Below are 26,960 nucleotides of genomic sequence, written 5' to 3'. Positions count from 1 at the left end.
TAAACAGTAATTGATGCAATCAAAAAGGGCAAAAATCATCGCTACTTTAGGGCCAGCGAGTGAAGACAAAGAAACGATCAAGAAACTCATTCATGCAGGAGCGGATGTTTTTAGATTGAACTTTTCACATGGCACTCACCAAGATCATTTGGAGAGAATCAATACGATCAATGAGGTCAACGAAGAGTTGGGAACTAATGTTTGTAAACTTCAGGATTTACAAGGTCCTAAGATTAGAATTGGTGAGATGGAGAATGGAGGAGCAGAAATTGTTTCTGGTCAGACCTTGACTATCATTACCGAGGATATCGTGGGTACTAGTGATAAGGTGAGTACGACGTACAAGCCACTTGCTACAGATGTATCTGAGGGTGATTTTATTTTGATTGATGATGGTAATCTTCAAGTAGAGGTTGTGTCTACTAATGGGTCGGAAGTAGTGACCAAGGTGATTCATGGTGGGATTTTGAAATCGCGAAAAGGAATTAACCTACCAGATACGGCTATTTCATCTCCGTCATTGACTGAGAAGGATAGAGAGGATCTAGAGTTCGGTCTGGAACACGATGTGGACTGGGTAGCGCTCTCATTCGTAAGAAATGCGAAGGATATCGAAGAGCTTCGTGAGATTATAGCAAGCAAAGGAAAGACGACTAAGATCATCGCCAAAATCGAAAAACCAGAGGCTGTAGCAGATATCGATGAGATCATCGAGGCAACAGATGCGATCATGGTAGCGAGAGGTGATCTCGGGGTGGAAGTTCAGATGGAAGATGTACCTCCTATCCAAAAGAGCATTGTTAAAAAATGTAATAACCTAGGCAAGCCTGTGATCGTGGCGACTCAGATGCTAGAAAGTATGACTGATAACCCTAGACCTACAAGAGCAGAAGCCAATGATGTGGCTAATTCGATCTTTGATGGAGCGGATACTGTGATGCTGTCTGCAGAGTCAGCATCTGGTAAATTTCCTGTAGAGTCTGTACGTAGCATGGCGAAGTGTATCTCTGCGATAGAGAAAGCATCTGATGCCGTGTTCAACAAGCCATGGGAAGAGTCAGGTAGAACGGATTTAGGTGCTAGTAGCCTGTTGGTGAGCTCGGCATGTAGGCTGAGTAGAGCTGTAGGTGCTAAAGCGATCATCGGTATGACCAAGTCAGGTTACACAGGATTGAGTTTAGCAAAAAACAGACCTGAGGCTGATATCTATATCTTCACGGATGATAAGAGAGTATTGCACTCACTGAATCTAGTGTGGGGTATCAAAGTATACTACTATGATGCGCAGAAACCTATCGATGAGACATTCGATGATCTAGTAGCGATATTGAAAGAAAAAGGACATTTGGCAACAGGAGATACTTACGTGACTACTGCGGCTATGCCACTACACTGGCAGTCCAAAACGAACATGATGAAAGTAGATGTGGTAAAATAATTTACCGCATTTGATAGATTGCGAAAGCCAAATTTTATAGTTTTAAGCCGTTTTATTTTCACAAATAACCCACCGGCTTGATGCAACTTATAAAGTTTGGCTTTGCTTTTTTATCCCTTATAGTTTTCTCGTATTTTTCTGCTGTAGCTCAAGAGGATGAAGCTACCTATCTCAAAGCAAAAGAGTACTTTCAGGCTGGAGATTATACTTTTGCGATGGAGTATTTTCGCAAGGTGTCTGCTAACCCTAAATCCAGCGCGTACAAAATTTATGCTTCGTTCTACTATGCTTTGTCTGCCTATGAGGCGGGGGAGCTTTATACGGCCAAATCCATGTGGCTACAGATGTCGCAGAAATATCCTAGTTGGTCAAATCAATCAGATGTTAATTACTGGTTATCGGAGGTTTACTTTCAAGAAGATGACTTAGCCAATGGTGTACTCTACGCCAAAAAATCTGGTTTGCCTGAAGGGGCAAAACTTATGTCGCAGCAGTTGGCTAAAATTGACAGTGTAGAGCAGTTAGAAATTCTGCATTATCAGTTTCCTAACGATGAGCTTGTGGCTAAAGCACTTGCGACACGCATTGCATCCAAACCCGTGTCCTTCAGAAACAATGCGCTCCTATATGGCGTTGTTGAAAAATTTGAGCTAAACCCAACAGAATTTGGGAGACCTGACATAGGAGAGAGCCAGCTTAAAGATACTTATCAAGTAGCGGTGCTGTTGCCGTTCATGTTTGATGGTTTGGATAATCCGCGACGTACCGTTCGCAACAGGTTCGTCATGGATTTGTTTCATGGCATGAGAGAGGCTGCGGATAGACTCAACCAAGATGGCAAGCGAGTAGAACTGTTAGCCTATGATACGAGGAGAGACTCTGCTGAGACGGCTAAGCTACTGATGATGCCAGAGATGAAAGGAATGGATTTGATCATTGGGCCATTATTTCCTATGCCTAGTAAACTAGTAGCTGATTTTAGCTTCCAAAATAAAATTAACATGATCAATCCGCTATCTACCAGTACGGAGGTGATCGGTAGCAATCCATTTTCTTTTCTGTTCAATTCCAGTATAGAGGCCAGAGCATTGACGGCCGCTCAGATAGCGATCGATAGTGTGAGCAATAAGAATGCGATGATCTTCTATGAAGACAACAAAAGAGATTCGCTGAGTGCCTATACTTATGCGCAGCGTATCATGGAGCATGGGTTCGAAGTAGTGATGCTGGAGCCTGTTCGAGATACGACAGTGAGAGCGACCTATGATTTGCTCACCGCAAAATATGAACGTAGATACAGTGAAGGGCAAAAGGATTCTATATTGAATGACGACCCCACGCGCATAATCAAACAGCGAAGATCTATCAAAGAGAAGGACGTAATTGATTATTATGAGGAATTCTTTAGAATAGCTCCAGACAGTATAGGTCATATCTATGTAGCGTCATCGGAGACTTTGATTGCTTCTAACTATATCAGTGCATTAGAGATTAGAGCAGATAGTACCAAAATTATTGGACGTGGCGAATGGCGTGATTCGGAGACTTTGACACTGGAAGAAATGGAGCGTTTAGGCGTGTACTACATAGACCCTATGTTTGAAGAAATGACGAAACCGGCCTATATGGATTTCAGGAGAAATTACATGAGTCGATATAAGAAACTGCCTAGCCAGAATGTGATGATTGGGTATGACCTGATGACCCTAGTGGGCGATCTGATGATCAAATATGGCAATTATTTTCAGCAGGGCACAGTTGAAGAAGGTTTCGTGCCAGGACAGATTTTTATGGGCGTGTTATATGATACAAAAAATTATAATCAGTACGTTCCGGTGACGCAGTTTAGTGAGTCGGAACTCAGAATAGTAAATAAGCCAAGTGATGGAAAAAGGGAAGAGTAAAAGCGTATTTGCACAAGCACAATCAACAATACCAGGAGGAGTGAACTCTCCAGTGAGGGCATTTAGAGCAGTAGGGGGAGAGCCCATCTTTATGGAGTCTGCTTCTGGTGCGTATATGACAGATTTAGATGGCAATCAGTATATAGATCTCATCAATAGTTGGGGGCCTATGATTTTGGGTCATGGTAATACGCTTATATCTGATGCAGTCAAAGAGGCAGTTACTAAATCCTTGTCATTTGGAACACCAACTTATGCGGAGGTAGAGATGGCTGAGCTGATTTGTAGTATGGTGCCGTCCATCGAAAAAGTGCGAATGGTTAACTCTGGTACTGAAGCGACTATGTCTGCGATTCGCGTGGCACGTGGTTATACCAAACGAGATAAAATCATAAAATTCGAAGGTTGTTATCATGGACACGGAGATTCATTTTTGATTGCGGCAGGGAGTGGGGCCGCTACTATGGGCGAACCAGATAGTCCTGGAGTGACACGTGGTACGGCTCAGGATACCTTGACGGTCGCTTACAATGATATGGAAGCACTGAAGGCTACAGTCGCCGAGAACAAAGACGAGGTTGCAGCGATTATCCTAGAGCCTGTAGCGGGAAATATGGGCTGTGTCACGCCTGTGGATGGCTATCTTCAAGCGATGAGGCAGCTATGTGATGAAGAAGGAATCGTCCTCATATTTGACGAAGTGATGACAGGATTTAGGTTAGCTCCAGGTGGCGCACAGGAATTATATGGTGTGACTCCTGATATGACGACTCTGGGTAAGATCATCGGTGGTGGAATGCCAGTAGGCGCTTATGGAGGGAAAACAGAAATCATGGACATGGTTTCTCCCAAAGGTCCAGTATATCAGGCCGGGACGCTTTCGGGCAACCCTGTAGCGATGGCTGCTGGTCTCCAGATGCTTCGCTTTCTCAACGAGAACCGATCGCTATACCAGCAGCTAGAAAGTACACAGCAAAAAATCGTAGCAGGTTTCAAATCCAATATGGACAAGCTCGGGCTCAATTATAGCATCAATGCTGTGGGCTCTATGTTTAGCATTTTCTTTACGGATCAATCAGTGAAGGATTTTGAAACGGCTAAATCTAGTGATTTGGAGGTGTTTGGGAAGTATTTCAATGCAATGCTCGAACGTGGAGTGTATTTGGCACCATCACAGTATGAGACGTTGTTCTTATCCACAGCCATCGGAGAGGCTGAAATCGAAAAGATCGTGACTTCTAATTATGAAGCACTGAAAGAAATTCATAGCTAAGCTGTTTGAGTCAGCTAGAAATAAATAGTTCAAACGAAGAAGATCAGCAGGATTTTGTCACCTATTTTGCTGATGTCATTATCCCTATTCCGCTACCTGGCACCTATACTTATAGAGTTCCCAGAGCCATGCAGGATTATCTCGTGCCAGGCTGTCGCGTCATCGTTCAATTCGGGCGAAAAAAGATATATACAGGCATCGTGTCAGCCGTACATACCCATGCTCCTAAAGTGTATGAGGCCAAGCTAATCATAGAGTGCTTAGATACTAACCCATCGGTTAATGATTACCAACTGAAGTTGTTTTCATGGATGGCAGAGTATTATATGTGTACGGTCGGAGAAGTGCTCAATGCTGGGTTGCCTAGTGGACTCAAACTTAACAGCGAGTCATTTATTCAGCTCAATCCAGATTTTACTTCCACAGATGATGTTGTTTTTTCTGATCAGGAAAACAAAATACTGGATGCGTTAGAGACGAATGATCGCTTGTCATACGAGGATGTAGCTGCTGTTTTAGGAATCAAAATGATACATCCTGTACTCAAGGATTTGATCCAAAAAGGGCGAATTCTACTCTATGAACAAGTCAAAGACAAGTACAAGCCTAAGCGGAAACGAATAATCGTATTGGATGATAAATATCTTGATGCTGAGCAAGAACTCCAAGCGCTTTTTGCTGACCTAGAAAAACGTCCAAAACAGCTCGATGTACTACTGAAGTATCTTAGTCAGATTGGGATGGATGGCAATCAGCGCAGCACTGTATCAGTAGACAAGTCTGTATTGACTGAGGCAGGTGTATCAGCTTCCGCACTGAAAACACTCTGCAAGAATGAAATTTTTCATGAGCATGAAGTGATCGTGTCGAGATTAGATTCTAGTGTGGGACGATCCAGTCATGAAGGGGCGCTTTCGGAGGGGCAGTTGGCTGCTTTGTCAGAGATTACTGAAGGTTTTCAGGCCAATAAGCCAGTGCTGCTTCATGGAGTCACGGGGAGTGGGAAAACTGAGATTTATATTGAGCTCATCAAACAGGCCATAGAGAGTGGAGGTCAGGTGCTCTATCTGTTGCCTGAGATCGCACTGACTACCCAGATCGTAGCTAGACTGCACAAAGTGTTCGGTAGTGAGCTGGGAATTTACCATTCTAAATACTCGGACAATGAGCGGGTGGAGATTTGGAATCAGGTCAACGAGGGTAAGGTGAATTTGGTAGCAGGTGTTCGTTCGTCGGTTTTTCTGCCTTTTCAGGAGCTCAATTTGATTATCATCGATGAGGAACATGAGTCTTCTTTCAAACAGTATGACCCTGCGCCGAGATATCACGCTAGAGATACCGCCATTTGGTTGGCGAATCTGCATCAGGCCAATGTACTGCTAGGGACAGCTACCCCTTCGTTGGATAGCTATCAAAATGCGCTGGATGGCAAATACCACTTGGTGGAACTATTGGAGCGATTTGGCTCAGGGAGTTTACCGAAGTTCAAGCTTGCCAATATTTTGACCTCTCGAAAGAACAAGCGTATGCAAGGTGATTTTACACCTGAGTTGATCGATGAAATCACTCAAGCATTGGAGCGAAAGGAGCAAGTGATTCTTTTTCAGAATCGAAGAGGTTATTCGCCTTACCTGATCTGCAATGATTGTAATCACGTGCCCAAGTGCCAGAGTTGTGATGTGAGCTTGACCTATCACATGCACTCGAACCATCTGGTGTGCCACTATTGTGGATTTAAAGATGCTGTGCCTGCTACCTGTGAGGCCTGTGGTTCTACGGCTATTCGCACCGTAGGCGTGGGGACAGAGAAGATCGAGGAGGATCTCAAGATTTTACTTCCTGAGGCACACATCCAGCGTATGGATCAAGATACGACACGTAGCAAGTATGCTTATCAAAACATTATTGATCGTTTTGAGAATGGGGAGACGGATATCCTAGTTGGGACACAAATGCTGAGCAAAGGGTTAGACTTTGATAATGTGTCATTGGTGGGGGTGTTTGATTATGATCGCATCGTTCACTTTCCCGATTTTCGATCTCACGAACGTGCCTTTCAGTTGATTACGCAGGTAAGTGGACGTGCCGGACGAAAGGATGACAAAGGATTGGTCGTGATTCAAACGGGAGAACCGGAGGGAGGACTTCTGCAGTTGATTTTGAGAGGGGATTATAAAGGGTTCTTCCAACAGGAGATTCTTGAGCGGTCTAGCTTTAATTACCCGCCTTTTTATCGGATGATCAAAATCGTGTTGAAACATAAAGAGCAGCATGTTTTACAACAGGCAGCGATGGCTTATGTGGCTACATTGATGGCCGAATTAGGGAAGAAACGAGTTCTTGGTCCTCAGACGCCAGTAATAGGCCGCATCCGAAATCTATATATTGAGGAAGTGTTTCTCAAGGTGGAGAAGAAAGGGGTAAGTATACAAAAGGTTAAAGAATTGGTGTATCGATTGAGCATAGACTTAAAGAAGAAGAAAGAATTTAATTCACTGCGTTTATATTTTGATGTAGACCCAGTTTAAAATACAATCATTGGTGTCATTGCTCGTTGGTAAATTGATGCCATGTGCATATTTTTGAGAATTGCACGCTAAATAACGTTGAACAAGAACAACAACAAATGAAACTAACAAAAACCTACCTGACCGTACTACTGCTATCGGTGGTATTCGTAGCAGGAGCACAAACCAAATATGATAAGAAGTTAGAGAAAGCGGATGAGGCCTATGAGTTAGGTCAATACGAATCTGCTCGTTCTGAAATCGAAAAAATAAAGAGTAAATCCACTAAGAAATTAGGAGCTAACAATGACTTTATGCCGATTGCCCTAATAAAGGAGGCTATGTACGATGTGGCATTGGGTAAGCTTGATAATATTCAAAATTCGGTATCCAAGGGACTGGAGTTGAGTGTGACTATCAATGGAGCTCATAGTGAGGTACATGCGTTATTGCTTAAGGAAGCCACTGATGTGATGATACAGTATGGTAACTACGTGATAGCTAAAACATATCTAGATCAGGCGAGGGTTATTCTGGATGGAGCGGGAATGGATCCTGATTTGGAAGCCAGTATGGATGTTTTGGAAGCGCAGATTTTGGTAGGGAGAGGGTTTTATACGGCAGCCTTGTCTTTGATTGATGAGCGTATGCCGTTTTATCTCAAGAGATCATTGGACGAAGACGGTAGGCGAAAAGTAGTGAGAGAACGTAAGCGTGAGCTTGCCCGCATGATGATATTTAAGGGGAACGCTTACCGAAAAATGGGTAACTACCTCAGTGCTGATTCTTCTTTTGTTTATGCAGATCAATGGATTAAGAAAAATTTAGGCAGAGCAGATATTTTGTATTCCGAAAACCAATTTTGGAATACCTACCTGTTGGAAGAAAATGGCTTGGAGATAGGGACCGTTGTAGACTTGTATGAAAAAGCATATTTCAATACGATTCGTAAGTATGCGCGTTCGCACTATGTCACGGTGATGATTCAAGAGCGTCTCATCAAAAGTTACATTAAAGATGGAAACAAGGGTAAACTAAGAACCCAAGAGGAGTTATTTACTAAGACCATCAAACAGGACTATGGTAAGAATAGTATGTATCGTCTGATGCTAGAGACCTTAGAGTATGATGTACTTATGGGGGGCAAGGATGTAGGTCTAGAACGTGATGTGGATAAGATTTTGAGTGGAGAGTCTCTCATTCCTCCATTTCATCCGAAAAGAATAGAGCTTTTGGTTTTTGCCAATAAGATTGCTGTAATCAACGGTAGAGTAGATAACTCGCACGTATATCTGAAAAAAATTCTAGATATCAAAGAAGTCCTGTATGGAAAGGAATCCCCAGAGTACAACCTATCCAAAGTGCACTTGGCAAACTTCTATGTTGACTACACAGAGAAATTTGATGAAGCACTGGAAATCTATAATACGAGCTGGGACGAAATCGTCAAAAAAGAAATCACAGAAGGACATTTAGATTATGTAGATATTCTTGATCATCAGGCAATCTTCTATGAGGAGAATGATCAGTATGACAAAGCTTCAGAAATATTGGATATTGCGTTGGAGGCATCTAGACGTAAGTATGACGATCAAGACCCAAAGTATGCGTTGGAATTAGATAAGATTGCTAACCTGCAGTATAAGATTGGTGAGTATGAGGATGCAGAGAAGAATATTGACATTGCATTGGCAATTTTGAAAAATTCAGATACTGAGTTCTCACAATCGTATTATGCTCAGTCTTTGATTACGCATGCTACTTTACTTGCGATTAAAGGAGAGTATGATGATGCGGAGGACAATATCAACAAGTCAGAGACTTTACAAAAACATGGTGTGCGTACCGTGGAGACTTCTGGTATTGAGATTGAAGATGAGCTTTCAGAAGTGTATTTGGATATCGGTAGGTATAGAGAGGCCCAAAAGCTCATCGAACAGGACCTTAAGAAAAAACAAACGCGATTTGGAGACGACTCTAGACATCTCAATGATCCATTGATCTTGAAAGCTCGTGTCAAAATGATCCTTGGAGATTATACTGTAGCGGAGCAACTCGCTCAAAGAGCAAATGATATTACGACTAATATCTTTGGTACTGAATCTTCTAAAGTGACACCAAGTTTGATGACACTTGCCAACATCAATACGCTCGTAGGGGACTATGAGACAGCCATTGATATCTTAGAAAAGGTTATTGAGATTAGAGAGAAACAGTTTGGTAGATCTCATATCGATGTAGCACGTGCTGTATCAGAACTCGCACTTGTTAAGTTCTATAACAACGAGCCTACTGACGAAGTAGAAGAGTTGTTCTTGAGAGCAGAGAAGATCATAGGTAGAAAATTAGGGGCTTCAAACCCGATTTATGCCACGATTTTGAAAAATCTGGCAGTTGTATATATCGCTGATGCTCGTTACAACGAGGCATTCTCGTTCTTGGATGAGGCTGAATCTATATGGAGCAAAAAAATAGGTGCACGAAACAATATTAATGCCGCTGCAATCAATATTCTCAAAGGGGATATTCACTATAGTAAAAGGGAGTATGGCAAGGCAGAAGACTATTACGAGTCAGCTAAGAAGCTTTATGTCAAATTCTTTAATAACAATCACCCGGAGTATGTCAAAGTGCAGTCTAAGCTGTCCAAGACTTATTTCATGCAAGGTGATGTGAAAAAAGCACAAGGCGCTTTGGAAGAAGTACTGGCGAACTATTCGACTTTTATCAAGGAGTATTTTCCTGCATTGAGTGAAAGAGAGAAGGCTAAGTTTTGGAATACTATTAAATCCGATTTTGAGTTTTATAACACTTTGGTCATTAACTACAATAGAAAAAATGGTGACATGATCGGCAACCTGTACAATAACGCCCTACTAACAAAGGCGTTGTTACTCAGTTCGTCAATTAAGATTCGTCAACGAATTTTAACTTCTAATGACGAAGAGCTTAAGGCAATTTATAAAGATTGGGAAGCCAAAAAGGATTTGTTGACAAAGGTGCTTTCCATGAGTACAGAACAGCTGATGCAAGCTGGCATAGATGGACAAGTACTACTCGGACAGGTAGAGGACTTGGAGGTACAACTCAGTGAGAAATCTGAAGATTTTAGTTCAAGTTTTGATAAGAAGGTAGTGACATGGGGTGATGTAAAAAATGCTTTGGGACCTAACGAAGTAGCTTTAGAAATGATTCGTTTCAGGGTGTTTGATCATACCTTTTCTACGGACTCTATCATGTATGCAGTCTTGTATGTGAAAAATGAAGGTAAGAAAAGTGCCCCAGGGTTGATTCTACTCAAGAACGGAAAAGATTTGGAGTCCAAGTATTTAAAATACTATCGAAACAGCATCAAGTACCGTGTAGACGATCCAAAGTCTTATGAAAATTTCTGGAAACCAATACAGGACGTAGTGGGTAACCCAGGTAGTATTTACTTATCAGCAGATGGTGTGTACAATCAGATCAATCTAGAAGCTATAAAATTAGAGGATGGGTCCTATGTGCTGGACAGGTCGAATATTGTCTTGGTTAGTAATACGAAAGATTTATACCTAGACAAAGTGACCACACGACTGACACAGCAGGCTAATACTGCTACGATGTTTGGAGATCCACAATACTATGTCGCAACCCCTCCAGGAGAGTGGACGGGTAGAGCTTCTATGCGTGGTGGCAACCCTGATGTGGTTGATCGCTTAGTAGGTACGGCCAAAGAAATTGAAGGGTTAAAGGATATGCTGAGAAGTGATGGCTGGATTACAGAAGACTACATACAAGATGAGGCGACCGAACAAGCGGTTAAGAATATGGATAATCCTAGGATTTTTCACGTAGCGACGCATGGATTCTTCGCACCTAATGCGGACTTGTCTGCTGAGGATATCGCTATGAACGAAAATGCTGCGGCACAAAACCCATTGTTAAAAACCGGGCTATTGATGGCTGGTGCTGGTGATGTACTTAATGAGACCACCTCTAATTTCAACGTAGATGATGGGATACTTACGGCTTATGAGGCAATGAACCTGACCTTAGATAAGACTGATCTTGTGGTCTTGTCAGCCTGTGAGACTGGGTTAGGAGAGATAGAGGCCGGAGAGGGTGTATATGGTCTTCAAAGAGCTTTCTTGGTAGCAGGAGCTCGTACGATTATTATGTCACTGTTCAAGGTGTCTGATGAAGCCACGCAGAAGCTTATGGTTAAGTTTTATAACAAGTGGTTAGAGACGGGGGATAAACGTGAGTCTTTCATCTTTGCGAAGCAGGAGATAAAAGAGGAATACAAAGACCCGATTTTTTGGGGACCATTTATAATGATTGGATTGGATTGATCGAACAAGTGAAATTGAAAATTTATATAGTAACAGCCATCATTATGATGGCTGTTACTTTTTATAGTCATGCACAGTATGACTCGACTTATGTATTGAAGGAAATTTGTGTTGCTGATTGTGCTAAGGAGATTTTTGGGAGTAGAGAGGGGGGTACGATGGGGGAATATGATGACATGTATTCCAAAAGAATACTTGATGTCAACATGGAGCTCAATTTGTATCTGATTGATATGGCAGAGAAAGGAAGCTTTTATGCGTCAGATACCATTAGTCGATATGCCAACCAAGTGATGAGAGAACTAGCAAGTAATGCCAAACTAGAGGTATTTACAATGGGAGTTTTGATTGCTTGGGATTCAGAGGTCAATGCATTTAGCCCAGGTCAAGGCTCAGTGGTTCTCAACAATGGTTTATTGGCACAGTTGACTACTGAGGAGGAGTTGGCATTTGTGATCGCACATGAGTTAGCACATATAGAACTAGATCATGTATTGACCTCTATTAAAAACATAGAGCGTATCAAAGTGGAGATTCAAAATCTCCAAAAAGCGTATCGAAAGTCACTATTGAAATATGATGTGTACACTCTTGTTTTGACAGATTTAAGAGAAGAATTTTATGAGATGGCCAAAAGTATCGTGAGCAAGAATTGGCAGCAGATTCGTTAGGTTATTTGATATATAAGGAGACTTGCGCAAACAAGACTGCACCTCTAGAACTGATTGAATTATTGGGTATTGGCTCAAACGGAGGTATACTGTTAGGAGACAGACTTTTAGACGATTTGTACTTTGAAGAATATCCTTTACAAATAGATTGGCTCAAAGGGGACTTGAGCGTGTATGCTAGAGAGCCTGATCATCTAGGTTCTGGATTGTTTGAGGTTGGTAAGGTTAGTACACACCCGTTTAATGAGAAACGAATAGTAGCACTGAAACAGTTGATCGCGGAGGATGTTGAGGACGGGGGTAAGAGGTGTGAAGTTGGAGATAGTCTAGCAATATTTAGCGAACCTTCTTTGTTCGAAAATGTACATTCACTGTATAAGGCAAAATCTTTTGATAAGGCACTATATGCTGCTTTGCAGTTGAAGTCTATTTATCCTAATAATAGTTATCTAAGCCAAATGATAGGTCAGGTACTGTGGCAAGTGGCATTGACTAAAAAATCAGGGGAGTTTGATCGCTTTTTCAATCGCTGGACTTATTCCTATTCGGAAGAACTGAGACTAGTCAGTAATTTGGTTCGTAACATTGACTCAGAGCAAGCAATGTATTTGAGTTATCATTTTATGAAGCACAGCGGTAATTTTGAGATCCATGATAGATCACACTATGAATTGCTGAGCGAACTATGCAAGGCTATGGGTAAGAAGGCAGAACACAAACAACTAAGGCAGCGTTACAAAGTGATGTTTTCCGAATCTTTGTAGTAGAGACTAAACCAACTCTTTCAAATCCACGGGAACGACTCTGGAGACACCCTGCTCCACCATGGTGACACCATAGATGACGTCAGTCGTAGACATGGTGCGTTTGTTGTGTGTCACGATGATGAACTGCGACTCGTTGGAGAAGTCACGGATGATATTGTTGAACTTGTCAATATTCGCATCATCTAGTGGCGCATCGACCTCATCGAATATACAGAAAGGAGCGGGTTTTAGCAGGTAGATCGCGAAGAGCAGGGAAGTAGCGGTTAGGGTTTTTTCTCCCCCAGAAAGTTGGTTGATGGATAAGGGACGCTTGCCTTTTGGCTTAGCGATGATCTCAATAGAAGATTCTAGTGGATTGTCGGGATCGGAGAGGAATAGGTCACATTGATCTTCGTCTGTAAATAGAGATCTAAATACCCGGATGAAATTCGCTTTGATGTTTTCAAAAGCTTCTGTAAAGGTCTCTTTGGCTACACTGTTGATTTCCTCTATGGTAGAGATTAGTGATTCTTTGGCTTTGAAGAGGTCTTCGCGCTGCGCAGTGATGAAGTCGTGACGCTCTTTGATCTCCTCGTAGGCTTCCATAGCCATCGGGTTGATAGGTCCCATGCCATCTAGTTTGTTCTTCAGTTTTTTGACCGTGTCTTTTAATTCCTCTTCGTCGAATCCCTCATATCGTTCATTTTTATCATCTTCATCTCCCTTGTCGATCAGCAGTTGGTCTATGTCTACATTGAATTCTACTGAGAGACGTTCCTTTATACCACTCAATTCCAGACGAGTTTCGTTGAGCTGACCTTGGATGCTCATGAGTTGCTCGTCGTTAGATTCACGCGTTCGTTGTACCTCACGAGAACCTTTTTCTACCTCATCTATTTTTTCACGCTCACCGTAGTAGGCCTTCTCAGCTTCTGTAACCCCCACTTCGATGCTTTCTTTCTCCTCATACATCTCGATGAGTTGGTCGTCGTTAGAGTCGGACTTTTCGATGAGTTGTCTGATTTCCTCATCGGTTTGTTTGAGGTCACTTTGGTTTTTTTCGATTCTTTCTTTGGCAGCTTGTAGGTTGGAGGCTTTGTGAGAGATCTCTTGTGCTATGCTGGATACTTTGTTTTGCTGCTGGTGAAAGAGTAGGTTCTCTTGGTTGAAAGCGGATGATTTTTCGTTCAACTGATCGTTGAATGTAGCAATCTCTTCTTTGAACGAACGGTTCTTGAGTTCTAGTTCTGAGAGGACTTGTTGCTCTGAGGTTTGTTTGGGTTCTATCTCAGCGATTTCATCTTGTAGGATGTTGATCTGCTCCAAGATGTCTTCACTCTTCATCGCATTCTCTGAGAGCAATTTGGAGAACTGCTCTTGTTTCGTGGTTAGCGAGATATATTCTTCATTGACCTTGTTGAGGTCATGTAGTACAGTTTCTAGGTCTTGTTCGTAGTTGTTCTCTCTGAGACGTTCTATGTCGGCAACTTTTTCTTTTAGATTTTGCTTGACCTCATCGAGCTTTTGTGTCAACTTCTTGATCGTGACGGATAGTTTTTCGAGATTTTTAGCCCGACCTATTTTCTTGCCTTCGAACAGTCCTATCGATCCACCTGACACACTGTATTGTCTGTTGATTACCTTTCCACTTTTGGTGATCAGAACAGCATTTTTGTTGTCAACTTGACCTGTTTCGTTGTTGGTGATGTAAACATTGTCTAGGATGTGGCCAATTAGTTTTTTGTACTTCTGATCGTATTCTACCACTTCGGTAGCGGGTACGGCATCATGTAGTAGCTCAGATTGGGTAGGGCGGAAGTTGTCGAATCTGTCAAGGATAAAGAAATGTGCTTTGCCCTTCGCTGCATCACTGAGGATATTAATGGCTTTGAACGCTTCTGCTTCGGTTTCTACAATGTAGTAGTTCATGAAGGGCTCCAGATAGTTTTCTACTGTGATGCGGTACTCTTCAGGGCAGGTCAGTACATCGGATAGTAGGGGGGCATTTTTGCTCCATCCTTTTTCTTTCTTTAGGAATTTGATCGCCTCGGGAAAGCCTTCCAGATTGTCCACTAAGGACTTGGTTAGGTTGTATTCGTTTTGAGACGAATCCAGTTTTCTATTGACTTGCTGCAATTCCTCTCGGATGACTTCTACTGTCTTTTCCGAATGTTTGATGCGGTTTTTGAGTTCCTCATCTTTTGATTTGAGGTAGTCGTATTCTTCTTGTTTCTTTTTCTTCTCCGTTTCTACTTCGGTGATACTTTGCTCAAAGTCACGGAGATTTTCGGACCTAGAACTACTGTCGTTGGCTGCTTTTTCTAGCTCTTGTTTGAGAGAACTCATCTGGATGTTTTTGATTTCCAGAGATTTGGTTAGCTGATAGACTTCTTCTTTTTTGAGCGAAAAATTGTTATTGAGTTCTTCTGCTTGTGCTTTTATCTCGGTATTCTTTTCTTTCTCCTGCTCATATTGGGTTTGCAGGTCATTGAGACGGTGATTGGTCTCGCTGAGGATTTTTTCTGCACTCTGCTTTTCGTTTTCTAAGCTAGATACTGAAAATGCAGCACGCTCGCTACTCTTTCGGTCCTGCTCTATGAGGTCTTTTAGATTGTCGCTTTTGTCATTGAGAAACCTTAGTCGCTCATTCTTGATTTTCTTTTCGCTCTCGTAGCTTCTGATTTTTTGTACGTGTTCGTTGAGAGTTTTTTGACGTGTAGCGAGTAGTTTTTCCTTACTGATTAGTTCAGTCTTGGCTTGTTCTAGTTGTGCTTCTCGTTCGGATAGTTGTTTGTTGAGACTAATCTTTAGGTCATTGCAGGACTGAATCGCCGTATTGAGCTCGTTCAGTTTAGACTTTTGCAACTGGACAGTTTGTTTGGCTAGCTCGACGCTGTAGCCTTTATAGTCTTCCTTGATTTGGTAGTATTTCTGTGCTTGTTTGGCCTGACGCTCTAGTGATTTGAGGTTTTTGTCTATCTCATAGAGTAAATCCTCGACTCTTTCTAGGTCTGCATCCGTGTCACCAAGCTTTCGCATGGTTTCCTTTTTTCGGATTTTAAATTTTGAAATCCCTGCAGCCTCCTCAAAAAGACCTCTTCGTGAGTTGTCTTTGTCATTGAGAATGTTGTCGACCATGCCTAGTTCGATAATCGCATAGCTGTTCGATGCGATTCCTGTATCGAGAAATAGGCTTGTAATGTCTTTGAGTCGGCAGGTCACCCCATTGAGCTGATATTCGCTCTCACCAGATCGATAGTATCGTCGGGTAATAGTGACATTAGAGTATTCGGTAGGGAGGAGGTTTTTGGTGTTTTTGAACGAAAGAGAAACTTCCGCGAGTTGTGTTGCTTTTCTGTTTTTGGTCCCGTTGAAGATGATGTTTTCCATCTTTTCGGAGCGCAGTGATTTGACTTTTTGCTCCCCGAGTACCCACCTGATAGAGTCTACTACATTGGATTTTCCACAGCCATTTGGACCTACGATTCCAGTGATCCCTTCATCAAAATTAATGACAACTCGGTCACCAAAACTTTTGAAGCCTTTAATCTCTAATTTGGTTAATTGCATGTGGTTTTCGGAAATTCAGAATCGACAAATTTAAAATAATTCCTTAGATTTGATTCATGGATGATTCTAATATTTTGTATTACATCGTACTCGCCGTGATCTATATCATATCGCGTGTACTGAAGAAAAAAAAGCAAGACCAAACGACTGCTGAATCATCCACGGATGATACGGGTTCGGGTAGTCAGCAGACAACTCAGTCACAGCCCACTTTCGAAGATTTATTCAAGCAAATTACGGGGGAGAGTTTTGGGACACCAAAGACTACTGAGCCTGTGACTCCTGTGGGCTATAGCGATGACATAGAGACAGAATATGACCCAACTCCAGAACCAGTGTTGGAAGACTATGTGTACAAGGAGGAAAGGACAAAACCAAGAGAGAAAATAGCAGATATCATTGACAAGAATCGTCGCGCCGAGAATTATGAAATCCGAGAAGATGAAGGAGATGAAGGAGATGCGATTCGCGAAATGCTCCAAGATGAAGACGGTCTACGTCGTGCCGTGATTGTTAGCGAAGTGTTTGGACGTAAATATTAAAGGTTTTTTTTAGCCTCTTGTGGTTAGGATATAAAAAAGGCAGCTCCATAGAGCTGCCTTAGTTTTTTGTAGTGATTTAGTTTAGAATGCTATCGTAGCTTCTAGTACAATGCCATTGAACTCAGCTCCTTGATATAGTGTACCGTCATAAGCTGCACCATCGTATGTTTGATTGACATATTCTAGTTTAGCCATTACATTCTGTGTCATGAACCATCCACCACCGATGTTGAATCTTGCGATTTCTTCATCTAATGCAGCATCTGTTTTGTTTCCTGTCACACTGTTATATCTACCCGCAGCATAGAACTGCTCTTTGCCTCCAAATCTATATAGTGCTTCAGCGCCCAGTTGTGTGTAGTTGCCTCCTATGTCACTGTTGCCATTGTTAGCGAGTTCATATACACCAAAGAATTCAAAGCCTTTGAACTTAACGAATGGGTTGATTTGTATAGCGGTCTGATACCCAAACCCAGGATTGACACGGCCTGCAAAATCTCCACCGTCTAGTACTTTGAAGTAGTTAGCACCTGCTCGATCACCTCCATATATGTAGTCTCTGGTGCTTTTGTCAGAACTAGTATATAATGATCCGGTCAATCTGAATCGTAGATCGTCACTCATTTGTTTGTCATAGCCTACTTTTCCATAGAATACGAATCCATCATCTCCAGGGGTCGGACTTTGATTTAAGCGACCATTAGTGAACCCTACCACACCTAAGAAACCTGCATTCTGTACTGTAACTTCAGCAAAAGGCTCTGTAGTGAATGCATCCATCAAATAGTTGCCTACAAAAGGATTGAAAATAGTATTGGCATTGTCTGATCTTCGGAAGTGCGTGTCTCCGTAGTTGATGTCGTCCATACCAACTTTGATTGTGGTGTATTGCATTACACCTTCTAAGAAACCTGGTTTAACAAAGTCTAATTTATCGATTTGAATATAGCCTCCTTTGACATAGGCTTCTGTGTGGTGTCTTGAAGATAGGTATGTACGCATGTGCAATCTCAACCCATCATCCAACTGTACATCTAGGTTTAGATTGGCACTTGGCAAATTGAAATTGTTAGATAGTTCAGTCAAAGAATCACCTGAATTGGTTTGGCTTAAACCTTGGAATTGAAGGTTGAAGTCACCACCCACACGGACTTTGATTCCGTCAAATTGAACTGTGTCATCCTTGCTGGTCTCGAATACATTGATTCCACGTTGGTCGTTGTATCTATAATACTGCAAGTCGTTGCGCTGTGAGAATGTAAGCCCAGTGATGAACATGAGCGCAAAACTGAGCATGATGCTGATTTTATGATTTTTCATGATATTGGAATTAATAGGTTTATTAGTATTGAAATTTGATGTCGTATTTGATGGTTACTTCATCTCCGGTGATCAGTGAGCCGAACATGGCAGTTGGCGGCTCTATGCCATACTGCGTCATGTCTATTTTATTGGCTCCTTGTATATGGATTTGACTGTTGTTGTCAGAGATTACTTTTCCACTGATAGCGATTGTTTTGGTTTGTCCTGCCAAGGCTAGTTTGCCAGAGCCAGTAACTTTTCCATCTGAAATCGTGAGTTGATCAGCTTGTAGTGTGATCTGAGGGTGATCCTCTTCTAGTAGTGCATCATAGGTTTTTCCATCCATGATTGATTTTCCACTTTTGATGGATTTGGTAACCATGGTTACTTTTAGGTTCTTGATGCTATTGCCATCCTTGTCTCCCCTGATGTCGAATGTATTGACTGTGGATTCCCAGTCATGTACGGTAGATGTACCGAAGATGGTGATGGAACTTTTTTCCTTGTTAAGTTTCAGCTGGGTTTGTCCAGCTAGTAAGGCTATCACAGCGAAAATGATTGTTGTTAATTTCATAAGAGCGGTTTTTTTTGAGTGAATCGTAATTCCTTTTCTTGAATTACTTATAGCAAATGTAGATAGCTGTCTAATCCAAAAACATGACGTAGGTCGTCTGATTAGATGATTTGGATTGGGTGTTTGCTTCCTAGGTGAGACCTAATTCAACAATAGAACTAATGGATGAATAACCATTTGGTCTCCGTCGTATGTGAGAGTAAAAGAGTCTTTTGTTAAAAGGGAGTTGGTCTCAAGAATTGGAGACCAACGAAGTTATATAGTGGGGGATAGCAATTGTGATAAGGCTGGGTGGAGGCCTATATATGAGTTAGCTAACAATCGTTTATTAACAAAAAAGACTGCCCAATAGACAGTCTTTTTTGTTAATAAGTTTATATGAAATGGAGTTATACATCTTTTACGCGGAGGCAAAGTGCTGCGGCGATGATGAATGAAATCCCAGAGGTGAGCAGTGCAAAGACTGGATTGCCACCATAAATATACTTGACCATAGGGCCGCCGATAAGTGCGTTTAATATCTGAGGTAGTACAATGAAAAAGTTGAATATCCCGATGTATACGCCCATTTTTTTGGCGGGGATAGACCCAATCAATATGGCATAAGGCATGGCTAAGATACTCGCCCACGCTACACCGATACCGATCATGGCTAGTATGAGCCAGTTCTCGTTCGGAGCAAAATAGATAAATAGGAAACCCGCAGCACCGATGAGCAGTGAGATGGCGTGTGTTTTGACGCGTCCTACCTTATTGGCAATCGCTGGGAGGAAGAAAGCATAAATGGCAGAAATACCGTTGTAAACTCCGAATAGTATCCCTACCCAGTCGCCTGCATTTTGATACTGAATAGAACTAGAGTCGCCTAAAGGCAACCCGTAGATGTGATGCGCAACGGCAGGTGTGGCATACACCCAGAGCCCAAATAGCCCGAACCAAGAGAAGAACTGAACGGAACTCAACTGCCGCATGACAGTGGGCATTTTCTTAAAGTCGGTGAAGATACTCATCAGTCCTTCGCTTTCTTCTGCTGTGATTTCCTCGTCTGAGGCGAATTGATCCAGTTCCTCTGGTGAATATTCTCTAGTGGTGAAGATGGTGACGAGTATGCTGCCTACCAATACGATCGCACCGATCACAAAGGAGATAAGCAGGTTCATAGGAACTTCTCCTGCAGCAGTAGCATTACTCACACCGAACCAGTTGGTCATGGCATAAGGTAGCCAAGAGCCGACGACTGCTCCGATACCAATGAGTACAGTCTGTATGCTAAAGCCGAGCGTTCGTTGATCGGAGGGCATCATATCTGCCACCAGTGCACGAAATGGCTCCATCGCAATATTGAATGAAGCATCCATAATCATCAGCATCCCAGCACCTACCCATAGCGCAGGCAACAGAGCGGTAAGCATACCGGCATTGGGAAGAAAGATCAGACCAAAGGCTGCTAGTAGTGCACCTGTCAAGAAAAACGGTTTCCTACGCCCCAGTTTGGTCCATGTACGGTCGCTGTAGTGACCGACGATGGGCTGAACGATCAAACCAGTGAGGGGTGCTACGATCCAAAACCAGGAGAGTTCGTGCACGTCTGCTCCAAAAATCTGAAGGATACGACTGGCATTGGCGTTTTGCAATGCAAACCCCATTTGGATTCCCAAAAAGCCAAAGCTTAGATTCCATACGTCCCAAAAGGACAACTTAGGCTTAGATAATTTTTCGTCTTTCGTCATGCTTGATTCAATTAGTGAAGATCAGGTATTGCCAAGGGTCGAGCGTTAGTGTTTCTGATGATAGCGTATAGTTCGTGCCCGTGAAGTAGTCTGCATAGTCACCATATACACCTTCGTCGGTGAGCTGTAGGCTTTGTGATTGATCGCTCATGTTGATGATCCCGATAACTTGATTGCCATCTTTGATTCTTTTGAAAGCATAAATGTTTTCGTCGGCGTTGATGCGCTCAGGTGGTGCACCAAAACCTCCATTCCAGAGGGCTGGATTGTCTTTCTTGAGCGAGAGGAGTTGTTTGTAGAAACGACTGAGTCCTTTTGGATCAGTCCAGTCGATACTGTCTTTCTCGAAAAATTCAAGGCGTTTGTCTAAACCTACTTCCTGTCCATTGTAGATCATGGGGAAGCCATAGGCTGAGAAGATGAATGTAGCAAAGGCTTTGTGTCCTTCACCATAGCGTTCGAAGACTGTGCCTGCCCACGAGTTTTCGTCATGGTTGGTCGTGATGGTCATACGAAATGCCTTGCGACCATATTTGGCTTGGTCTTTTTTTATAAAGTCGGCTATGTCATCGGCAGTTTTATGCCCCTTAGCTACATCTTCAGTTAGGTGTAGTAGTTCCCACGAGTAGGAGGCATGGAACATGCGGTGTAGACGTGGTTCATCCCATTCGGCCAGCCAAAAGAGGTCTTTCATTGAGTTGAGTTGATCAGTAGCCTCTTCCCAGAAGTAAAGCGGGATTTCATGTGCAGCATGGTCACAACGGAAGCCATCGATATCAGCTTCTTTGATCCAAAATGCCATTTCCTCTATCATAGATCTTCGCGTGCCAGGATTGCGGTGGTCTAACAGTGCGATATCTGTCCAGTCTGCTTCGTAGGTGATGTTACCTAGGCTGTCTTTGGCGTAGTATTCAGGATGTGTTGTGATCCATGGATGATCCCATCCAGTGTGGTTGGGTACCCAGTCGAGGATGACGACCATACCCATGTCATGCGCTTGTTGGACGAGGGATTTGAAATCTGCCAAACTGCCAAATTCTGGATTGATGGCACTATAATCGGCGATGGCATAGTAGCTCCCCAGTGTCCCTTTTCGGTTTTTAAGGCTGATGGGTTGAACGGGCATGATCCAGAGCATTTCTACTCCGAGTTCTTTGAGACGAGGCAAATGCTGCGCAAATGCTTGGATCGTTCCTTCTGGTGTGGCTTGTCTGATGTTGACCTCATAGACTGCCATAGCAGCGGCACGTTCTGGGAAGGTGACTGTAGTGTCTTTGGTAGGAGTTGATGAGTCTGTAGTAGAGCTAGAGTTTTGTTGGCATGCTGCCAGCAAAACGAATAAGGCTATAATGTAGTTAATCTTGGTCTTCATGTCTGGTGTCTCAATCTGCTAAACAAAAGTTGCTGAGCCATGACTCAGCAGGTATAAAGAAATCTTGGTGATTGGACGTTGAAAACTAACCAATGATTAATAGTACTGTATTCAACGTCCAATCCTTATCCAAGATCGGGGTATTACTTTTTAGGAACTAAACTGATCGCTGCTCCTCCACCTGGTGCCAAAGTGAGCGTCAGGTTTGAAGTAGAAGTTACTTCCATTTCTTTGATTTCATAAGCTGACGGATTGGTCTGGTAGTGCGTATCTGCCGCATCTCCATAAATAGTCGCTGTGTAGGTCGTATTCGGGTCTAGGAAGGCAAAAGAGATGTCTAAGTCTCTACCTTCTTCGTTGGTGATCGATCCGAGGAACCATCTGTCTCCGTTTCTTTCTTGTCTCGCTACGGTTACGTAAGCACCGATTTTGCCATTTAGTACTTTGGTGGTTTCCCAGTCTGTGACGACATCTTTGATGTACTGGAATGCTGGATGACCCTCATAGTTTTTTGGTAGATCGTTGGCCATTTGCATCGGAGCGTAGATCACAGTGTAGAGTGCTAGTTCCTTGCCTATCGTACTTTGTACTTGCTCAGAAGTCGTTGCTACTTCTAGATCGAAAACACCTGGTGTGTAGTCCATCGGTCCCGCGAGTAGTCTAGTGAAGGGTAGTACCGTCACGTGGCTTGTAGGATTACCGCCCATAGCATTGTATTCCTGACCTCTGGCACCTTCTCGGGAGACCATGTTAGGATAAGTTCTTCTTTTTCCTGTCGCTTTGATGGGCTCATGTGCCACGATCATGGTTTTGTACTTTACTCCCATATCGATCACACGCTGAAAGTGGTTGACGAAGTACTGCCCGTGGTGGTAGATACCTGTTTTTGGTAAGGTGTCACCATTTTCTACATAACCCGTTTTGACGGCTTTCATGCCGTATTTGTTGAGGAAGTTGTAGGCATCATCGAGTTGCTCTTCGTAGTTTTCGATATCGGCACCTGTCTCGTGGTGACCGATGATGTAGACACCACGGTCTGCGGCGTATTTGCTCAACGCGTCTACGTCATAGTCAGGGTAGGGTTTGGTGAATTCAAATTTGGTACCGCCACCCATCCAGTTGCCATCCCATCCGTAATTCCAGCCTTCGACGAGTACGCCTTTGAATCCATTGGCCGCTGCGAAATCGATGTATTTCTTGACATTCTCTGTGTTGGCTGCATGTTTTGGTCCCTGGTGCCAAGTCCCTACGTTGATGAACATCTCCCACCATACGCCGACGTATTTGCCTGGTTCTACCCACGATACATCACCTAGTTTGTTTGGCTCGTTTAGGTTGAGGATCATGTAGTTGGTCATGAGGTCTCCTGGTTGCTCACCGATTTGAACAGTTCTCCATGGTGTTGAGAATGGAGCTTTCAAATAAGCTTTGACAGGGTTGGTTTTGCTGTAAGGAACCAAGTCACACTTGAGAGAATTGTCGCCTTGGTTTTTGATCACCATACTAGGATAATCGTATAGCGCCGCCTCATGGAGGTGTAGGTAGAGATCGTTGGTCGTCTCTAGTGTAAAGGGGGTGTGCACTCTCTCGATCTCGCTGATGGGAGAATTGGTATAGATGTATTCGTAGCGGTTGCCTGCATAGGCAGGAATCCACCATGCACTATGGTCGTCTGACATGTTGAACTCTGTGAGTTCGTCCATCACTTTGAATTCCTTGAGTGCGTCTTGACTTGGGAACTCGTATCTCATCGCGATTCCTTCGTCAAATGCTCTGAAGATAACGTTCAGTTTTAGCCCTTCTGGGTTTTGGAGGTTGATCGTGAGTTCGTTATAGTTGTTTCGGATGAGTCGCTGTTCGCCCCATGGTTGCTCCCAAGTGTCGTCAAATGTATTGGTACTGGTAGACAGGATGGTTAACCCTTCGTTGATGGCCATGCTATCGCCTAGAATGAAACCAAGTGCAGAGCTATCTATGACAGACTTGTTTTGGTAGCTGGAGTAGTAGGCAGGCTTACCTTCTTCGGTCAGATAGAAAGTGATCTTGGTGTTGTCGTTAGGAGAGCTTACCTCTGTCAAGGGGTTTTTCTGCTCTGGCTGGCAAGCAAATAACCCTGCTAGCAATGCGATAATAGCGATTCTTCTCATTGTTTATTTATTTCAAAAAAGTATAACCTGTTGAATTTTACTGGGCAGTTTGACTTTTTCCTTAGCCCCACTCATTCTTCTTGGTAGTATTTGTTCTGTTTTCTATGCTTAATTTAAAAACTATTGATCAGGTCAAGACCATGATATTTTGATTTCATTGATCCCTAGATTTATGTCTGTGTAAGGTAGTTTCGGTATATAATAGTCACTAATGCTATCCCCCAATGGATCAAAATCTGTCAAAGGGTGAATGAATCGGTAGTCTTCTTGGCCAGTTTTTAGGGTATTCAATTCTTTCATGTCATATCCATGGAAGTATATTCTAGCCTTTGAAAATACGGACTTATAATCTCCTTTTGTTTGGGTTAGCGTCAGCGTCTTTTGTTTTGGGCTAAAATGCATGGTTCGTTGATGAAACCCTCCGCCTTCAAAATCATAGCTCGTGCCATCGTCCTCATAGTATACAAAACTGTTGTCTGCTTCGCCATTATAGAGGTGGATTTCTAGTTGCTCATGAGGTGTTTCTTTGGTGGTACTGACTTTGGATTGCATCGGGATTATCGCAGATTCCTTGGCGAAAACAGGTAGTTTTTCGATAGGGCACTCTACGATGGTTTCTTTGCCTCCTTCGTAGCAGCTGTCTGTGAATAGGTCGTACCATTTCCCTTCTGGGAGGTAAATTTTTTCAATTACTTTTTGACTAGAAACAGGGGCTACCAAGATGGAATCTCCAAAAAGGAATTCGTTTTCATAAGCTTGATCGTAGACTTTCTCGTCATGTGTATAATCCATAGCGAGTGATCGATTGATCGGAATACCGCTCTCAGATGCTTCGTAGAACATGGCGTAGAGATAGGGCATCAGTCTGTATCGTAGATTGATGTAGTTTCTGGAGATTTCCTCCGTATGTTCGCCATATGCCCATGGCTCGCTGTCTCTGGTGTTGACGTTAGAGTGTCCTCTGAAGAATGGCGTGAAGGCTCCCATGGAGATCCACCGAGCAAAGAGTTCTTCGGTGGCATTGCCTACGAATCCCCCTGTATCGAATCCTGCAAAAGGAATCCCAGATAGTCCCATGCTATTGAGCATGCGCATGCCTAGCAGCATGTGTTCGTCTGAGGCGACATTGTCACCTGTCCAGACGGCAGCATAGCGCTGTATTCCTGCGAAACCCGCACGAGTCAGGTTAAAGGGGCGCTTGCCATTTAAGTTTTCTTTGGTACCCTCGAAAGTACTTTTGGCCATGAGCATCCCGTAGACGTTGCGGGCATTGCGCGTACTGGCACTGTCACCATCAAAATCAAATTCGATCAACTCAGGTAATGTTTGCCCCCAAGTGGCGATTTCGTTCATGTCGTTCCAGTAGCCTTCTATGCCAAGTGCTGTATAGGTTTTGAGCTGGTTTTGCCACCAGTCTCTCGCTTTTTGGCTCGTGAAATCAGGAAAGTGACACCATCCAGGCCATACCTGTCCTTCGTAGTTGGTGCCGTCAGGGTATTTGATGAAGAGGTCTTGTTCTAGTCCATTCTCGTAAGCTTCATATCCTTTTTCGATTTTGATCCCAGGATCACACATCACGACTACTTCAAAACCCAAGCTTTTCAGTTTGAGAATCATACTCTCTGGATCGGGAAATCTTTCACCGTCCCAAGTGAATATTTTGTACTTCTCCATGTAATGGATATCCAGTACGATGACATCTGCAGGGATTTCTTTGTCTCGAAAGTTCTGGGCAGTACTGAGCACCTCCTTGTCAGGATAGTAGCTGTAGCGGCACTGTTGGTAGCCTAGCGACCATTTGGGCGGCAAAGTCATTTTGCCAGTCAGCGTACTGTATGCAGATACAATCTGGGTTACACTGTCATCATGGATGAAAAAGTAGTCCATATCTCCTGCGTCTGCCGAAAAACTGGAAAATCTATTGTTGGATGCGCCGAAATTGAAATGAGTCTTGAAGGAATTGTTTAGGAAGATACCGTAGGATCGTCCGCTGTGTACACCTATATAAAAAGGGACGGAACAGTAGATCGGATCTGCCTCTGTGCCATAGCCGAAGTGATCTGTATTCCAGTTTTGGAAGCCCCAGCCGCGTTTGTTTAGTGGCCCGGTCTTTTCTCCTAAGCCTATGAATTTCTCCTCAGCTTGTAATTTTTTGTATGTAGTGACTTGCTCTCCTTGCCACGAAGTACCAAAAGCAGTATCGTCCTCGTTGAGGACATTTCCTTCCCTGTCAAGAAACCGGAAACGTAAAGGAGCTTTGCTGATTTCAAGCGAAATAAGTGAAGTGGATACTGTGATCGTATCGGTTTCTTCCTTGATTTGATGCAATGAGGATTGTGCTTGGCTCACGACACTATACTTGAGTTCGTTGAACTCATCGTTTTGCGTGATTCTAACTCTGATGGTAGAGGCAGAGTAGACCTGTACTTCGAACAGTTCTTGATCCGTCTTACCTACGAGCCCACATTCAGTAGTTTGATAGTTAGTCAGACTGCCCAATGCTGCGCTCCGTGATAGAGCCCGCTTCTCGCTTTTGTTTATAATCATGAGTCTATAGGGTTAACAAAAGCAGACAAGTGTTGATTTCAAGAAGGGAATAGTAATCTTTAAAAGCAAGGTAAAGCTAGAAATAGCCTATGTGTATTGCAAGGTGTTGCATGCAGAGGGTAGGGGTTTAAGTGGTTTTTTGACTGTTATATCACAGTTTTCATGCGAAATTATCGTTTGCAACCGTTTGCGGTGAAAAGCGAATTATTTTGAATATATCTAAGCTAAGGAGATGTTAAATCAAGGGTAATTCCAGATTTGAATCGATTGGACATCTCTTTTTGCACTAGATTTATCGAATTA

General features: G+C 43.0%; 15 protein-coding genes. 8 read left to right on the top strand and 7 right to left on the bottom strand.

Going from position 1 to position 26,960, the window contains the following annotated elements; genetic code table 11:
• Window positions 1–13: 13 nt before the first annotated feature.
• The 7 genes from pyk (at window position 14) to BUB99_RS03810 (ending at window position 12,891) form a co-directional block, all read left to right on the top strand.
• Entirely contained in the window at window positions 14–1,438 is a 1,425-nt protein-coding gene (gene pyk, locus BUB99_RS03840) for a pyruvate kinase (protein WP_073119566.1), read from the top strand.
• 80 nt (window positions 1,439–1,518) lie between these two features.
• Window positions 1,519–3,342, top strand: coding sequence for a hypothetical protein (locus tag BUB99_RS03835; protein ID WP_073119564.1), 1,824 nt, complete (start codon window positions 1,519–1,521; stop codon window positions 3,340–3,342).
• Window positions 3,323–4,615 (top strand): glutamate-1-semialdehyde 2,1-aminomutase, encoded by a 1,293-nt coding sequence (gene hemL, locus BUB99_RS03830; RefSeq protein ID WP_073119562.1) that lies wholly within the window; start codon window positions 3,323–3,325, stop codon window positions 4,613–4,615. The genes BUB99_RS03835 and hemL overlap by 20 nt, the downstream gene beginning before the upstream one ends.
• Before the next feature lie 5 nt (window positions 4,616–4,620).
• Window positions 4,621–7,143 carry a replication restart helicase PriA gene (gene priA / locus BUB99_RS03825; RefSeq protein WP_139280885.1) on the top strand — a complete coding sequence of 841 codons (2,523 nt, stop codon included), beginning with the start codon at window positions 4,621–4,623 and terminating at the stop codon, window positions 7,141–7,143.
• 98 nt (window positions 7,144–7,241) lie between these two features.
• Window positions 7,242–11,456: a CHAT domain-containing protein gene (locus tag BUB99_RS03820; RefSeq protein ID WP_073119560.1), complete on the top strand. Its 4,215-nt coding sequence runs from the start codon at window positions 7,242–7,244 to the stop codon at window positions 11,454–11,456.
• A 14-nt stretch (window positions 11,457–11,470) separates the two neighbouring features.
• Window positions 11,471–12,127 (top strand): M48 family metalloprotease, encoded by a 657-nt coding sequence (locus BUB99_RS03815; protein WP_139280884.1) that lies wholly within the window; start codon window positions 11,471–11,473, stop codon window positions 12,125–12,127.
• Window positions 12,109–12,891, top strand: a complete 783-nt coding sequence (locus tag BUB99_RS03810) for a hypothetical protein (RefSeq protein WP_073119557.1) — start codon at window positions 12,109–12,111, stop codon at window positions 12,889–12,891. The genes BUB99_RS03815 and BUB99_RS03810 overlap by 19 nt, the downstream gene beginning before the upstream one ends.
• 6 nt (window positions 12,892–12,897) lie before the next feature.
• On the opposite strand, the gene smc is transcribed toward BUB99_RS03810, so the two are convergent.
• Complete coding sequence (gene smc / locus BUB99_RS03805; protein ID WP_073119555.1) at window positions 12,898–16,443, bottom strand: chromosome segregation protein SMC; 3,546 nt, start codon at window positions 16,441–16,443, stop codon at window positions 12,898–12,900.
• A 56-nt stretch (window positions 16,444–16,499) separates the two neighbouring features.
• Between smc and BUB99_RS03800 the strand changes: the two genes are divergently transcribed.
• Window positions 16,500–16,985: a hypothetical protein gene (locus BUB99_RS03800; RefSeq protein WP_073119554.1), complete on the top strand. Its 486-nt coding sequence runs from the start codon at window positions 16,500–16,502 to the stop codon at window positions 16,983–16,985.
• An 81-nt stretch (window positions 16,986–17,066) separates the two neighbouring features.
• On the opposite strand, the gene BUB99_RS03795 is transcribed toward BUB99_RS03800, so the two are convergent.
• The 6 genes from BUB99_RS03795 to BUB99_RS03770 form a co-directional block, all read right to left on the bottom strand.
• A complete protein-coding gene (locus BUB99_RS03795; RefSeq protein WP_073119552.1) occupies window positions 17,067–18,305 on the bottom strand; it encodes a hypothetical protein in 1,239 nt (412 codons plus the stop codon).
• A 22-nt stretch (window positions 18,306–18,327) separates the two neighbouring features.
• The gene (locus BUB99_RS03790) at window positions 18,328–18,861 is read right to left on the bottom strand and encodes a YceI family protein (RefSeq protein WP_073119551.1); all 534 of its coding nucleotides are present in this window, start codon (window positions 18,859–18,861) and stop codon (window positions 18,328–18,330) included.
• Between the two features lie 389 nt (window positions 18,862–19,250).
• Window positions 19,251–20,591, bottom strand: coding sequence for an MFS transporter (locus BUB99_RS03785; RefSeq protein ID WP_073119549.1), 1,341 nt, complete (start codon window positions 20,589–20,591; stop codon window positions 19,251–19,253).
• Between the two features lie 7 nt (window positions 20,592–20,598).
• Entirely contained in the window at window positions 20,599–21,963 is a 1,365-nt protein-coding gene (locus BUB99_RS03780; RefSeq protein WP_073119547.1) for an alpha-amylase family glycosyl hydrolase, read from the bottom strand.
• 143 nt (window positions 21,964–22,106) lie between these two features.
• A complete protein-coding gene (locus BUB99_RS03775; RefSeq protein ID WP_073119546.1) occupies window positions 22,107–24,110 on the bottom strand; it encodes a glycoside hydrolase family 97 protein in 2,004 nt (667 codons plus the stop codon).
• A gap of 132 nt (window positions 24,111–24,242) precedes the next feature.
• A complete protein-coding gene (locus BUB99_RS03770; protein WP_073119544.1) occupies window positions 24,243–26,657 on the bottom strand; it encodes a glycoside hydrolase family 31 protein in 2,415 nt (804 codons plus the stop codon).
• Window positions 26,658–26,960: the final 303 nt, after the last annotated feature.

Origin of the sequence: Reichenbachiella agariperforans (assembly GCF_900142205.1) — a bacterium.
GTDB lineage: Bacteria > Bacteroidota > Bacteroidia > Cytophagales > Cyclobacteriaceae > Reichenbachiella > Reichenbachiella agariperforans.
This window is presented reverse-complemented; position numbering and strand designations above follow the sequence as displayed.